Source organism: Luteibacter pinisoli (assembly GCF_006385595.1).
Classification (GTDB): Bacteria; Pseudomonadota; Gammaproteobacteria; order Xanthomonadales; family Rhodanobacteraceae; genus Luteibacter; species Luteibacter pinisoli.
The window spans coordinates 1,399,421-1,413,148 of sequence record NZ_CP041046.1; the positions used below are offsets into that span (position 1 = coordinate 1,399,421).

Genomic DNA, 13,728 nt, shown 5'->3' on the forward strand with positions numbered 1-13,728 from the left:
TTGACACAAGACCGCGCCTGAACTAGCTTTCCCGTAGTAACCCAACGAAAAGGTGGCCCGCGGTAACGTCGGCCGAGTGTGTGACATGCGGACTACGCGCTTTTCAACCTGAGCCCCCCGCCACGTCTTCGTTGTAATCCGAAGGGCGCCTGGCGCCCTTTTTGTTTGTCCGGAATTCGTACCCATGATCCAGATCACGCTCCCCGACGGCAGCCAGCGTCCCTTCGAACACCCCGTTACCGTGCAGGATGTCGCCGCCTCGATCGGTGCCGGCCTGGCCAAGGCCACCCTGGCCGGCAAGGTGGACGGCAAGCTGGTGGACGCCAGCTTCAACATCGATCGCGACGCAAAGCTCGAGATCATCACCGAGAAGAGCCCCGAGGCGCTGGATATCCTGCGCCACTCCACGGCCCATCTTCTCGGCCAGGCCGTGCAGCGCCTTTTCCCCGGCGCGCAGGTCACGATCGGCCCGGTGGTCGATAACGGCTTCTATTACGACTTTGCCTACGAGCGTCCCTTCACGCCCGACGACCTGGACGCGATCCAGGCCGAGATGGAAAAGATCGTCAAGGAACAGATCCCGGTCACCCGCTCGGTGAAGAGCCGCGACGACGCCATTGCCTTCTTCCGCGGCATGGGCGAGGAGTACAAGGCGCAGATCATCGAGTCGATCCCGGCGAACGAAGAGCTCTCGCTCTACACGCAGGGTGAGTTCACCGATCTGTGCCGCGGCCCGCACGTCGGCAACACCGGCAAGCTGCGCGCGTTCAAGCTGATGAAGGTGGCCGGCGCCTACTGGCGCGGCGATTCCAACAACGAGATGCTGACCCGCATCTACGGCACCTCGTGGCTGAACGACAAGGACCTGAAGGCCTACCTGCACCAGCTGGAGGAAGCCGAAAAGCGCGACCACCGCCGCATCGGCAAGCAGCTCGACCTCTTCCACATGCAGGAAGAAGCGCCGGGCATGATCTTCTGGCACCCCAAGGGCTGGGCCATCTGGCAGGCCGTGGAGCAGTACGTCCGCGGCGTCTACAAGAAGAGCGGCTACCAGGAAGTGCGTGGCCCGCAGATCATGGACGTGAGCCTGTGGAAGAAGTCCGGCCACTGGGACAACTACCACGAGAACATGTTCTTCACCGAGTCGGAAAAGCGCACCTACGCGCTCAAGCCGATGAACTGCCCCGGCCACATCCAGATCTTCAACACCAACCTGCACAGCTATCGTGACCTGCCGATCCGTTATGGCGAGTTCGGCGGCTGCCATCGCAACGAGCCCTCGGGCGCGCTGCACGGCATCATGCGCGTGCGCGCCTTCACCCAGGACGACGGCCACATCTTCTGCACGCCGTCGCAGATCGAGGGTGAAGTGGCGGCGTTCCACGCCCAGGCCATGCAGGTGTACGCCGACTTCGGCTTCAACGACATCGCCATGAAGATCGCCCTGCGCCCGGAAAAGCGCATCGGCGCCGACGAGGTGTGGGACAAGGCCGAGAGCGCCCTGCGCAAGGCCCTGTCCGCCGCGGGCGTGGAATGGGAAGAGCTGCCGGGCGAAGGCGCCTTCTACGGCCCCAAGATCGAGTACCACATGAAGGACTCGATCGGCCGCGCCTGGCAGGTCGGCACCATGCAGGTGGACTTCATGATGCCGGAGCGCCTGGGCGCCGAATACGTGGACGAAGCGAGCCAGCGCCAGCACCCGGTGATGCTGCATCGGGCCATCGTGGGGTCGATGGAGCGCTTTATTGGTATCCTTATCGAGCATCACGCCGGGTTGCTTCCGACCTGGCTTGCCCCCATTCAGGCCGTAGTGTTCAGCATTACCGACGCTCAGGCCGATTACGTGCAAGACGTGACCCAAGGCCTTGTCGGACAACGTTTCAGGGTAAATGCTGATTTGCGCAACGAAAAGGTCGGATATAAAATCCGCGAGCACACGTTGCAGCGGGTCCCGTATCTGATCGTGGTCGGTGACCGCGAGAAGGAAACGGGTACCATCTCCGTACGTACCCGCGGCGGCGAGGACCTCGGCAGCATGACCGTGGCCCAGTTCGTCGAACGTTTGGACGCCGAGACCCGCCGCTAAGGCGCGGGTTCGGTAATTAGATCAATCCTCTGGAGGATAGCGGTATCGCTACGACCGATAACAAGGGCAATCGCAAGAACGCTGAGATCCGCGTCCCGCGGGTCCGGGTGCTGGGCGCCGAAGGCGAGCAGATGGGCATCATGGAAACCCGTGATGCCATCAAGGCAGCCGAAGAGCTAGGCATGGACCTCGTCGAAATCCAGCCGAACGGCGATCCGCCGGTCTGCAAGATCATGGATTACGGCAAGTTCAAGTTCGAAGCCCAGAAGAAGGCCTCGGCTGCCAAGAAGAAGCAGAAGCAGGTCGAGATCAAGGAAGTGAAGTTCCGCCCCGTCACCGACGAAGGCGATTACCAGATCAAGCTCCGCAAGATGCGTGAGTTCCTTGAGGAAGGTGACAAGGTCAAGGTCACCATTCGCTTCCGCGGTCGCGAAATGTCCCACCAGGACCTCGGGCAGAACCTTGCCCGCCGCGTCCAGACCGATATCGGCGAAGACGGCGTGGTGGAATCCTTCCCCCGCCTGGAAGGCCGCCAGATGGTCATGATGATCGGCCCGAAGAAGAAGGTCTGATCTCGGAAGGGCGCCCCAGGGCGCCCTTTTTCCTGTGCAGGCCCGCCCCTGGGCGCCTACACACGGCCTTAATTATCCTGTATCATCGCCGGCTCGGCCCGTATGGATGGGCCGTGAACCGTCCCCGGCAGGAAGGAAAGAGCAGGTCCCCAGGGCCCGCCGCCGGATCAGTCAGAAACCTGAAAAGGGAGCACTCCGATGCCCAAGATCAAGACCAACCGGGCGGCTGCGAAGCGTTTTCGCAAGACCGCATCCGGCAAGTTCAAAGCTGGTCACGCCTTCAAGTCGCACATCCTGACCAAGAAGTCGACCAAGCGTAAGCGCGGCCTGCGCGCTCCCAACCACGTCAAGCCGTGCGACACCAAGGGTGTGGCTCGGATGCTGCCGTATCTCTAAGGGAGACTAAGTCATGGCACGTGTAAAGCGCGGCGTAACCGCCCGTCGTCGTCACAAGAAGATCATCGGCCGCGCGAAGGGCTACTACAACGCCCGTCGCAAGGTCTTCCGCGTAGCTAACCAGGCTGTCATCAAGGCCGGCCAGTACGCGTACATCGGCCGTAAGCAGCGCAAGCGCCAGTTCCGCGCCCTGTGGATCGTCCGTATCAATGCTGCCGCACGTCAGTTCGGTCTCTCGTACAGCCGTCTCATCAACGGCCTGGCGAAGGCGAACATCTCGGTCGACCGCAAGGTCCTCGCCGACCTCGCCGTGCACGACATCAAGGCGTTTGGCGCTATCGCAGAGAAGGCCAAGGCCAGTCTGGCTGCGTAATCCGCTTTACCACGCGCGGTAGTCATATCGCGCGAAGATGGATGACGTGGGGAGAAGGCTTGCCTTCTCCCCATTTCTTTTTGCACTCCAGGAAAACCGATGGAATCGATCGAGAACGTCGACGCCTCCCTGCGCGATATCGAATCGGCAGCCTCGCTTGAGGCGCTGGATACCGTGCGTGTCGCCCTGCTGGGCAAGAACGGCGCCGTCACCGCCGCCCTCAAGGCCCTCGGCCAGCTCACCGGCGACGAGCGCAAGGCACGCGGCGCGGAAGTGAACCGGGTGAAGGAGCGTCTGACCGACGCCATTGCTGCCCGCAAGCAGGCGCTGGAACAGGCCGAGCTGGACCGCCGCCTGGCCTCCGAACGCATCGACGTGACCCTGCCGGGCCGCGATGGCGAATACGGTGGCATCCACCCCATTACCCGTGCCCTCGAGCGCATTTCCGACATCTTTGGCCGCCTGGGTTACCAGCGCGCCGATGGCCCGGAAATCGAAGACGACTGGCACAACTTCGAAGCACTGAACTTCCCGCCGCACCATCCGGCGCGCGCGATGCACGACACCTTCTATTTCGGTGACGGCCGCCTGCTGCGCACGCATACCTCGCCGGTGCAGATCCGTTCGATGCAGGGGCGCCAGCCGCCTATCCGCATCATCGCGCCGGGCAAGGTCTATCGCAGCGATTCGGACCAGACCCACTCGCCGATGTTCCACCAGATCGAAGGCCTGCTGGTGGACGAAACCTCCAGCTTCGCCGACCTGAAGGGCACGCTGGCTGAGTTCATCCGCGCGTTCTTCGAACGCGACTTCGAGATGCGCTTCCGTCCCAGCTATTTCCCCTTCACCGAGCCCTCGGCCGAAGTGGACATCCGCTGGGACGCCGAAGATGGCAGCACGCGTTGGCTTGAAGTGCTGGGCTGCGGCATGGTGCACCCCACCGTGCTGAAGAACTGCGGCATCGACCCGGAGCGTTACACCGGGTTCGCGTTCGGCCTGGGCGTGGAACGCTTTGCCATGCTGCGCTATGGCGTGAGCGACCTGCGCGCGTTCTTCGAGAACGACCTGCGCTTCCTGCGCCAGTTCGCCTGACCTTCGCCGCCCCCAACGCATACGAGTCGCTCCCATGAAATTCTCCGAAAACTGGCTGCGTGAACTGGTAGCCGTCGACGCGGACCGCGCGGCGCTGGTGCACGCGCTGACCATGTCGGGCCTGGAAGTTGAAGACGTCACTCCGCTGGGCGAGAGCCTGGGCGGCGTGGTCGTGGCCGAAATCATCGGCGCCGTGAAGCATCCCGAAGCGGATCGCCTGCAGGTCTGCACGGTGGACGCAGGGCAGGGCACGCCGCTGCAGATCGTCTGCGGCGCCCCGAACGCCCGCGTGGGCATCCGCGTGCCGCTCGCCACGGTCGGCGCGACGCTGCCCGGCGGTATCCAGATCAAGGCGGCGAAGCTGCGCGGCGTGGAATCCGCCGGCATGCTCTGTTCCGCGAAGGAACTGGGCATCGACGCCGATGCGTCCGGCCTGCTGGAACTGCCGGCCGATGCACCGGTGGGCCAGTCGCTTGCCGAGTACCTCGGCCTGCCCGATGCCAGCATCGAACTGAAGATCACCCCGAACCGCCCGGACGTGCTTGGCCTGAATGGCCTGGCCCACGACGTCGCCGCGCTGTTCGGCAGCCGCGTGCGCGCCTCGGGCGCCAGCACCGTGCCGGCCACCATCGGCAGCACGCGCAACGTGCGCCTGGACGCGGGTGCCGATGCGCCGCGTTACCTCGGCCGCATCATTGAAGGCGTGGACACCACGGCGGCCACCCCGCTGTGGATGGCCGAGCGCCTGCGCCGGTCGGGCCTGCGCCCGATCAGTCCGGTGGTGGATGTCACCAACTACGTGATGATGGAACTCGGCCAGCCGCTGCATGCGTTCGACAACGACCAGCTGAGCGGCAGCGTCGTCGTGCGCCACGCGGGCCAGGGCGAAACGCTGAAGCTGCTCGACGGCAGCGAAGCGAAGCTCGACCCGTCCTTCGTGGTGATCGCCGACGAAGCGAAGGCCCTCGCCGTGGCCGGCATCATGGGCGGCTTCGACTCGCGCGTGACCGACGCCACCCGCAATGTGTTCCTGGAGGCCGCGCACTTCGCGCCGGCCGCCATCATGGGCCGCGCCCGCAAGCTCGGCATGCACACCGACGCCTCGCATCGCTTCGAGCGCGGCGTGGATCCGGCGCTGCCGGCACGGGCCATCGAGCGCGCCACCGAACTGCTGATCCAGATCGCCGGCGGCAACGCGGGCCCGGTGACCGTCGCCGAGCGCGCCGAGGACCTGCGCGAGCATGTCCCCGTGCTGCTGCGCCACGCGCGCCTGCGCCGCATCCTCGGCATCGAAGTGGCCGGTGCCGAAGTCACCCGCATCTTCACCGCGCTCGGCATGGGCGTGGTCGAGATCGTCGATGGCTGGCAGGTCACCCCGCCAAGCAGCCGCTTCGATATCGAAACCGAAGAAGACCTGATCGAAGAAGTGGCCCGCATCCACGGCTACGAGCGCATCCCGACCACCACGCCCGCCGGTAAGATTGCCCTGGAACCCGTGGCCGAGGCGCGCCTGCCCGAGATGGCCCTGCGCGACCAGCTCGCCGCCCGCGGCTACTTCGAGGCGGTCACGCTGTCCTTCGTCAGCGCTGACCTGCTGAAGACCTGGCACCTCGACCACGCCTGGGTGCCGCTGGCCAATCCGCTGTCGGCGGACCTGGCCGTGATGCGTACTTCGCTGCTGCCGGGCCTGGTCGAGGCGCTGCGCCATAACCGCGCCCGCCAGCAGGAGCGCGTGCGCCTGTTCGAGGTGGCGCGCAGCTTCCACGCCACCGGCGGTGTCCCGGACGAAATCGGCCGCGTGGCCGTCGTCGCCTCGGGCAGTGTCCGGGCGGAGCAGTGGGGCGACGCCTCGCGCGCCGTCGACTTCTTCGACCTCAAGGGCGACCTCGATGCGCTGATCGCTCATACGGGCGAGGCCCAGCGCTGGTCCGTGGATGCCGACGGCCTGCCGGCATGGCTGCATCCGGGCCGTGCCGCCCGCGTGCTGCGCGACGGCCAGCCGGCCGGTTTCCTCGGTGCCCTGCACCCGGCCCTGGCGAAAGATCTTGACCTCGGCCCCGACGTCTACGTGATGGAACTGGCCCTCGAGCCGATCCTGTCGCGGCGGATGCCGAGCGCCTCCCGCGTGGCGCGCTTCCCGGCCGTGCGCCGGGATATCGCCATGGACCTGCCCGAAAACGTGGCCTGGGCCAGTGTGGAAGGCGCCGTGCGCGGAGTTCTGGGCGAGGTCCTCAAGGAGGTCCGCCTGTTCGACCGCTATGTCGGCAAGGGGGTCGAGGAAGGGCGAAAGAGTCTCGCTATGGGCTTGATTTTACAGGACGCTTCACGCACCCTTACCGACGACGATGCCGACGCTTGCGTGGCAGACGCGGTGAAGGCATTGGAGCAGACATGCAAGGCGAGATTGCGAGGATAAGATGGCGCTGACCAAGGCGGAAATGGCCGAGCGGCTTTTCCTCGACGTGGGCCTCAACAAGCGCGAGGCCAAGGAATTCGTAGACGCCTACTTTGAGGTCGTCCGCGAGGCCCTTGAACGAGGTGAACAGGTGAAATTGTCGGGTTTCGGCAACTTCGACCTGCGGCAGAAGAATCAGCGGCCCGGTCGCAATCCCAAGACCGGCGAAGAAATCCCCATCTCGGCCCGGCGGGTTGTCACCTTCCGTCCTGGCCAGAAACTCAAGGTAAGAGTCGAGGGCTATGCTGGATCCAGGGAATAACACCGAACTTCCGGCTATCCCGGCGAAGCGCTACTTCACCATTGGTGAAGTCAGCGAACTTTGCGGCGTCAAGCCGCACGTGCTTCGCTACTGGGAACAGGAATTTCCCGCCCTCAAGCCCGTCAAGCGCCGCGGCAACCGCCGCTATTACCAGCGCCATGACGTGCTCATGATTCGCCAGATCCGTTCGTTGCTGTACGACGAAGGCTTCACCATCACGGGCGCGCGCGCCCGTCTTGAGGGCCCCCAGGCCCGCATTGAAGCCACGATGTCGCACCAGATCGTGCGCCAGGTTCGCCTGGAACTGGAAGAGGTTCTCACGCTGCTGCGCCGCTGATCCTGCTTCCGCAGGGCAGGGCGAAGCTGCTACAATCGTTAGCTCGTCGGGGTGTAGCGCAGCCTGGTAGCGCACTACGCTGGGGGTGTAGTGGTCGCGAGTTCGAATCTCGCCACCCCGACCAATTATTCGAAAAGGCGTCCCGACAGGGGCGCCTTTTTCTTTGGCCGGCTTACGGCGCGGCACCCAGCTTGGGTGCTGCCGTCGCCGTGAATTCCCGCACGACCGACACCGTCTTCGAGCGCCGCTTGAACTCGGTCGTCACCACCAGGCGCGAGTGATCCGGCGCGATGGTGTAACGCTGCACGATGTCGCCGCGCTTGTCGTCGCCGTGGACGATCACCACCAGGTCGTCGCCGTCCCAGCCGGCTCGCGTCGTGTCCGCCTCGTTATTCGTCGGCGTCACCATCGGCACGCTTCGCGGGTGGCCATCGGGTGCGATGGACAGGTGACCCGGCTGGATGGCGATGTCCAGCGTGTTGGGCAGCAGGAGGGCACGACGCATCATCTCGCCGTTGCCGCCGCCACCGGTATTCGCGCCGCCTGCGGTGTTGCCGCCACCGGCACCTGCGCCACCGCCGCCACCATGTCGGCCGCCGCCGCCCATGCCTCCCATCCCGCCACCACCGCCACCCATGCCACCCCCACCATGCCCGTGGCCACCACTCATGCCGCCGCCACGCCCCGAACCGCTGGTGCCCGGCGAAGCGTCCGGGTCTTCACTGCGTGAGACGTCCACGACCCAGTGCCCGTCAAACCCACGCCCAGCGAGCACCTGCGGATGAAGCGGCGCCGACGTCAGCCTGACGCCATCGGTGGCGCAGGCGGCGAGCGCCACCAGGCAGGCGGCCGACACGACACGCAAGGGAAGGAAATGGAGCATCGAGGGTCGTCCTGATTAGGGTATGTCATGTCCAACGTGACGTAGCGCGTTACGTTGACCCGTGCGGTGATCAGACCGCTGACCCTCTGGCGTGAGGCCGTCCTTTGCCCCTAAAGTCGGCACCATCACGGAGAGGGGGAAAAGGAAATGGCACGCAGTTCCATTCGTTCGGACAACCGTTTCATTCCGGCTATCGGCAATCGTGCCGACGCACAGCAGGCTATGAAAGGTGGGGCATTCGCAGCGGGCTTCGTGGCCCTGGTCAACCTCGGTATCGGGGGCTATCTGCTCCTGTCAGGGGCAGGGCACTCCGCGTTGCTCGGCGTTTCGGGTTCGGTCGTCATCGACGGGACGATTTTCGCGGTCCTCGGCGTATTCCTGTGGCGGCAGTCCATCGTCGCGGCGTGGATCGGCCTGATCCTGTTTACGCTGGAAAAGGCGTGGCAGTGGACGACCCAGCCCAAGGCGCTTGTCGGCATCGTGTTGGCGGTGGTGCTCTGGCTGGCATTCCTCAATGCCCTGCGCGGCGCACTGGCCCTTCGCCAGTTCAACCGCGAAGCCAAGGCCATCCCGGCCATGCCCGACATGCCCTAGCAAGCGATACACAAGCAGAAACGAAGAAGCCCCCACGCGTGGGCGTGGAGGCTTCGAAGGACCAGGCCGACGGAAGCTTTCGCTTCGAGGCAATGGAACAGGTTAGGGGTGCTTGTCATCGCATCTCCGCCTGCTGCAGCTGCCGAACCCGAAGGCCCCTCGCTGCAGACTCGCAGGTCGATTGTTCCCGACGCGACGAATGCTAGGTAGTGGATTTCTTCGTGTCAAAGCAGAACTTTCGTAGTCACTGCCGAATGTCGCCATCGCCTCGTTTTCAGTACGCGTGAGTGACGTGCTGCGTGTGCTAAGTAGATTTTCTTAGGTCTCGCATCGTCGCACCGGGCGTATGATTCCGGCGGCGGGGGAGCTACTCGAGGGCACTACGATGGCCAAGAAAATGCGTAACGCATGGCTGGCTGCATGCGCAATCGCCCTGACGATCGGAGCTGCGCCGCTCGCATCAGACGCCTGCACTCGCGTCGTCTACCTCGGCAAGAACGACGACGTCATCACCGCCCGCTCGATGGACTGGAAAGTCGACGTGGGCACGAACCTGTGGGTCTTCCCGCGTGGCACGCACCACGTCGGGGAAGCGGGGCCGCACTCCATTACGTGGACCTCGAAATACGGCAGCGTCATCGCCAGCGGTTATGACGTCTCCACCACCGATGGTGCCAACGAAAAAGGCCTGATGGCCAACGTGCTGTGGCTCGTCGAGTCGTCGTACCCGAAGCCCAAAGCCGGCGACGCGACGCTGAGCATCGCCCTGTGGGCGCAGTACGTGCTGGATAACTTCGCCACCGTGGACGAAGCCGTCGCGGCGCTGGAGAAAGAGCCCTTCGTCGTGGTCACCGACGAGGTGCCGGGCGAGCCGCGCCTGGCGACGCTGCACCTGTCCATGTCCGACGCCAGCGGTGATAGCGCCATCGTGGAATACATCGGTGGCAAGCAGGTCATCCACCACGACCGCCGCTACCAGGTGATGACCAACTCACCCACGTTCGACGAGCAGCTGGCCTTGCAGTCGTACTGGCAGGAGATCGGTGGCACGGTGATGTTGCCGGGGACCAACCGCTCTGCGGATCGTTTCGCGCGCGCGTCGTTCTACGTCAACGCGATTCCAAAGAATGACGATCCCGACCTCGCCCTGGCGAGCGTGGTCTCGGTGATCCGCAATGCCTCCGTCCCGCTGGGGATCTCCACGCCCGACCAGCCGAACATCTCATCCACCCGCTGGCGCACGGTGTTCGATCACAAGCGGCGGCTGTACGTATTCGAATCGGCGATGACCCCGAATACCTTCTGGGTGGACCTGAAGAAGTTGGACTTCACCGAGGGCACGCCGGTACGCAAGCTCGACCTCGGGCCCGACCAGCGCCACACCTTTGCCGGCGAGGTCTCCGGCCAGTTCGTCCCGGCGAAGCCGTTCCGCTTCGCCGGGCTGCACTGAGGGCTAGTGCCCGCTGGCCGCGTTGGACTTATCGACGGCGCGCTTCAGCAGGAACTGCTGGATCTCCTTCTCCGACACCTTGCCCCGCTGCGTGGTATCGATCTCGGCGAAGTGGTCGGCCGTGGTCGGCATGTTGCCGGCCTTGGCCTCGGCCTGGGTCAGGAAGCCATCCTTGTCCTTGTCGGCACGCAGGAATTTCTGGTGCAGCTGCTGCTCGGCGTAGCGGGCGGCTGAGCCCGCTCCCGTCTGGGCAAGGGCCGCGAAGGGCAGGGTGAAGAGGGCGGCGGCACACAGTGCCAGGGCGCGTTTTTTCCCACTAGCCATGAGCTGTCTCTCCGTTGGGGCGGATCGTTGGGGCGCCTGCCGACGGTACCCGCTTGGCCCGACCTGCTCAAGGATTGACCAGCCGGGCCGATAAATCAGGGGTACACTCGGGCATGGCCGGGGGGCCATGGGGGTTAGATGATGACTGGAACGGAAGCACGGCAGCGAGCGCGTGAGGCGCTCGCGCAGGTGAAGGCCAGGGTGGCCAGTCACAAACAGGTGGACCCGTTTTTCCTGGACCTGTGCCTGGGCGAGGCGCCCGTGGGCGGCTGGGCCGCGGTCGGCCATGCCGTGACCCAGGTGGGTCGCGTCGATGCCGCCGGTGCCTATACGCCGTCGCCCTGCCAGCAGGCCCTGCAGGGCCGGGACGTCCCGAGCATCGTCACCCAGGTCTACCTCGGCCCCGCTGCCATGCGCGGCCGCTATGACTACCCCAGCCTCCACCGCGCCCTCCCCGAGACCGTCATGTGGCTCATGGAGAATGTCCGCGGGGAGAAGGGTGGCGCGCCGCGCATCTATATCCAGGTACCCGACGGCGTCGAGGCACTGGAGCACGCGCCGGATGACACCCTGGCTATCCTCGAATTGCTGGCCGGCCTGCCCCTCGAAGGCGTGGCGCTGGCCGAAGACCCCACCGAATCCCCGGACACCCCGCATGAGTCTTGACGACGCGATCCTTACCGAAGACCTCGGGGTGTACAAAACCCTGCTGGAATCCACCCGCGCCATTCCCTGGAAAATCGAGTGGGCCTCGCTGCGCTTCGCCTACATCGGCCCGCAGATCGAAGAGCTGCTGGGCTGGGCGCCGCAGTCGTGGCAGACAGTGCAGGACTGGGCCGATCGCATGCACCCGGAAGACCGCGAGTGGGTCTTCAATTTCTGCGTGGCGCAGTCGCAGGCGGGTATCGACCACGAAGCCGACTACCGCGCCCTGCGTAAGGACGGCGAGTTCGTCTGGATTCGCGACGTGGTCCACGTGGTCCGTAATGAGGACGGCACGCCGAACGCGCTGATCGGTTTCATGTTCGACATCTCCGAGCGCAAGCGCACCGAGGAAAAACTCCTCGACATGCAGCGCGAACTCGAAGAACTGTCCTTCAAGGACGGCCTCACCGGCGTGGCCAACCGCCGCCGCTTCGACATGGTGGTGGAAGCGCGCTGGCGCGATACCCGCCAGGCGCATCAGCCGCTGTCCGTCGTCGTGCTCGATATCGATTTTTTCAAGCAGTACAACGACCACTACGGCCACCTGGAAGGCGACGAGTGCCTCAAGCGCGTCGCCCAGGCGTTGGCCGGCATCGTCCGTGGCCCGGACGACCTGCTTTGTCGCTTCGGTGGCGAAGAGTTCGTGCTGCTGCTGCCGAACACCGACGAAGCCACCGCCATGGCCATGGCGTGGCGTTGCCTGGACCGCCTCGACAAGGCCCTGATCCCGCACGCGGGCGTGGGCCCGGACAAGCGCCTGACCCTGAGCGCCGGCGTCAACACCATCATCCCGAAGGAGGGCGATGAAGTGTTGCCCTTCATCGCCCGTGCCGATCGCCGTCTTTACCTGGCGAAGGAACGCGGCCGCCACCGCGTGGTGGCCGACGGCGCCTGAGCGGCGCCTTCAGTAGAGGACGCGCGCCCGCAGTGTGCCGTCGATGGCCGCCAGTTCGTCCTTCAATGCAGCGGCGTGTTCCTCGGTGGTGGTGACGTCGATCACCACGTAGCCGACCTGCGCCGAGGTCTGCAGGTACTGGCCGTCGATGTTCACGGCCGCGCGCGAGAACACCTCGTTCACCCGGGAAAGCACGCCGGGGATGTTGCGGTGGATATGCAACAGGCGGCGGCTGGTCGGGTGGCCGGGCAGGGACACCTCGGGGAAGTTGATGGCCGACAGCGTGCTGCCGTTATCGCTGTAGCGCACCAGCTTGGAGGCGACCTCGATGCCGATGTTTTCCTGCGCTTCGCCGGTGCTGCCGCCGACGTGCGGGGTAAGGATCACGTTGTCCATGCCGACCAGCGGCGACACGAACGGATCGTCGTTGCCCTTGGGCTCCACGGGGAAGACGTCGATGGCGGCGCCGGCAAGATGCTTCGAGCGCAACGCGGCAGCTAGCGCATCAATGTCGACGACGGTGCCGCGCGAGGCGTTCACCAGCATGCTGCCCGGGCGGAGCCGGGCGATTTCGGCCGCGCCGATCATCAGCTTGGTCTGGGCGGTTTCCGGCACGTGCAGGGTCACCACGTCGGCGCGCTCGAGCAGGTCGTCCAGGCTGGAGGCAGGGCGTGCATTGCCGAGCGAGAGTTTGGCTTCGATGTCGTGGAAGATCACCCGCATGCCCAGCGATTCGGCCAGCACGCCGACCTGGGTGCCGATGTGGCCATAGCCGACGATGCCGAGCACCTTGTCGCGCACCTCGAAGCTGCCCGCGGCCGACTTCGACCAGCCGCCGCGGTGGCATTCGGCGTTCTTCTCCGGGATGCGGCGCATCAGCATGATCGTTTCGGCGATGACCAGTTCGGCCACGCTGCGGGTGTTGGAGTAGGGCGCGTTGAAGACGGGGACGCCCAGCCGCTCGGCCTCGGCCGAATCCACCTGGTTGGTTCCGATGCAGAAGCAGCCCACGGCGATCAGGCGTCGGGCCTCGGCCAGCACCTCGGCGCTGAGGTGGGTACGTGAGCGGATGCCGACGATATGCGCATCGGCGATGCGTTCGCGCAGCTCGTCCTCGGGCAGCGACTTCTCGTGGAACTCGATCTGGGTGTAACCGGCCTGGCGGAAGGTATCCAGCGCACTGCGGCTGACGCCCTCCAGGAGCAGAACCTTGATGTCCTCTTTGGGGTACGACGTGCGCTTCATGACCAGCCCGGTTTGCTGCGGAACGAAGCCCCACTATGCCAGAACGTGACCGGGATGTT

The 13,728-nt window shown here is 65.1% G+C and carries 15 protein-coding genes and 1 tRNA gene; 13 read left to right on the forward strand and 3 right to left on the reverse strand.

All coding sequences use genetic code 11. The features are described from left to right. Positions 1 to 184: 184 nt before the first annotated feature. The 9 genes from thrS to FIV34_RS06425 all read left to right on the forward strand — a co-directional run bounded on the left by thrS (position 185) and on the right by FIV34_RS06425 (position 7,697). Positions 185 to 2,086, forward strand: a complete 1,902-nt coding sequence (gene thrS / locus FIV34_RS06385) for a threonine--tRNA ligase (protein ID WP_139980780.1) — start codon at positions 185 to 187, stop codon at positions 2,084 to 2,086. A 44-nt stretch (positions 2,087 to 2,130) separates the two neighbouring features. Further along, positions 2,131 to 2,658: a translation initiation factor IF-3 gene (gene infC / locus FIV34_RS06390; RefSeq protein WP_425462919.1), complete on the forward strand. Its 528-nt coding sequence runs from the start codon at positions 2,131 to 2,133 to the stop codon at positions 2,656 to 2,658. A gap of 198 nt (positions 2,659 to 2,856) precedes the next feature. Then, a complete protein-coding gene (gene rpmI, locus FIV34_RS06395; protein WP_045831437.1) occupies positions 2,857 to 3,054 on the forward strand; it encodes a 50S ribosomal protein L35 in 198 nt (65 codons plus the stop codon). 13 nt (positions 3,055 to 3,067) lie between these two features. Then, the gene (gene rplT / locus FIV34_RS06400) at positions 3,068 to 3,427 is read left to right on the forward strand and encodes a 50S ribosomal protein L20 (RefSeq protein ID WP_072322974.1); all 360 of its coding nucleotides are present in this window, start codon (positions 3,068 to 3,070) and stop codon (positions 3,425 to 3,427) included. A gap of 99 nt (positions 3,428 to 3,526) precedes the next feature. Next, on the forward strand, positions 3,527 to 4,519 hold the full coding sequence (gene pheS / locus FIV34_RS06405) for a phenylalanine--tRNA ligase subunit alpha (RefSeq protein WP_139980784.1): 993 nt from the start codon (positions 3,527 to 3,529) through the stop codon (positions 4,517 to 4,519). 34 nt (positions 4,520 to 4,553) lie between these two features. Further along, a complete protein-coding gene (gene pheT / locus FIV34_RS06410) occupies positions 4,554 to 6,935 on the forward strand; it encodes a phenylalanine--tRNA ligase subunit beta (protein ID WP_139980786.1) in 2,382 nt (793 codons plus the stop codon). Position 6,936: 1 nt separating this feature from the next. Continuing rightward, the gene (ihfA, locus tag FIV34_RS06415) at positions 6,937 to 7,236 is read left to right on the forward strand and encodes an integration host factor subunit alpha (RefSeq protein ID WP_036114917.1); all 300 of its coding nucleotides are present in this window, start codon (positions 6,937 to 6,939) and stop codon (positions 7,234 to 7,236) included. Beyond that, positions 7,217 to 7,573, forward strand: a complete 357-nt coding sequence (locus FIV34_RS06420; RefSeq protein ID WP_139980788.1) for a MerR family transcriptional regulator — start codon at positions 7,217 to 7,219, stop codon at positions 7,571 to 7,573. Before ihfA ends, FIV34_RS06420 begins: the two co-directional genes overlap by 20 nt. A gap of 47 nt (positions 7,574 to 7,620) precedes the next feature. Further along, positions 7,621 to 7,697, forward strand: a tRNA-Pro gene (locus FIV34_RS06425). Between the two features lie 48 nt (positions 7,698 to 7,745). On the opposite strand, the gene FIV34_RS06430 is transcribed toward FIV34_RS06425, so the two are convergent. Further along, the gene (locus FIV34_RS06430) at positions 7,746 to 8,456 is read right to left on the reverse strand and encodes a hypothetical protein (protein WP_139980790.1); all 711 of its coding nucleotides are present in this window, start codon (positions 8,454 to 8,456) and stop codon (positions 7,746 to 7,748) included. 147 nt (positions 8,457 to 8,603) lie between these two features. Here FIV34_RS06430 and FIV34_RS06435 point away from each other — a divergent pair, with 147 nt between their 5' ends. Both FIV34_RS06435 and FIV34_RS06440 read left to right on the forward strand, forming a co-directional pair. After that, a complete protein-coding gene (locus FIV34_RS06435) occupies positions 8,604 to 9,050 on the forward strand; it encodes a hypothetical protein (RefSeq protein ID WP_139980792.1) in 447 nt (148 codons plus the stop codon). Between the two features lie 385 nt (positions 9,051 to 9,435). Next, complete coding sequence (locus tag FIV34_RS06440; RefSeq protein ID WP_246058765.1) at positions 9,436 to 10,500, forward strand: linear amide C-N hydrolase; 1,065 nt, start codon at positions 9,436 to 9,438, stop codon at positions 10,498 to 10,500. Between the two features lie 3 nt (positions 10,501 to 10,503). Here the strand turns inward: FIV34_RS06440 and FIV34_RS06445 are convergent, their stop codons facing one another. After that, positions 10,504 to 10,824 (reverse strand): EF-hand domain-containing protein, encoded by a 321-nt coding sequence (locus tag FIV34_RS06445; RefSeq protein ID WP_139980794.1) that lies wholly within the window; start codon positions 10,822 to 10,824, stop codon positions 10,504 to 10,506. A gap of 138 nt (positions 10,825 to 10,962) precedes the next feature. On the opposite strand from FIV34_RS06445, the gene FIV34_RS06450 reads away from it, so the two are divergent. Both FIV34_RS06450 and FIV34_RS06455 read left to right on the forward strand, forming a co-directional pair. Beyond that, positions 10,963 to 11,490: a hypothetical protein gene (locus tag FIV34_RS06450; RefSeq protein ID WP_139980796.1), complete on the forward strand. Its 528-nt coding sequence runs from the start codon at positions 10,963 to 10,965 to the stop codon at positions 11,488 to 11,490. Then, positions 11,480 to 12,424, forward strand: coding sequence for a GGDEF domain-containing protein (locus FIV34_RS06455; RefSeq protein ID WP_139980798.1), 945 nt, complete (start codon positions 11,480 to 11,482; stop codon positions 12,422 to 12,424). The genes FIV34_RS06450 and FIV34_RS06455 overlap by 11 nt, the downstream gene beginning before the upstream one ends. A 9-nt stretch (positions 12,425 to 12,433) precedes the next feature. Here FIV34_RS06455 and serA read toward each other — a convergent pair whose 3' ends face one another. Continuing rightward, positions 12,434 to 13,669, reverse strand: coding sequence for a phosphoglycerate dehydrogenase (gene serA, locus FIV34_RS06460; protein ID WP_170207527.1), 1,236 nt, complete (start codon positions 13,667 to 13,669; stop codon positions 12,434 to 12,436). Positions 13,670 to 13,728: the final 59 nt, after the last annotated feature.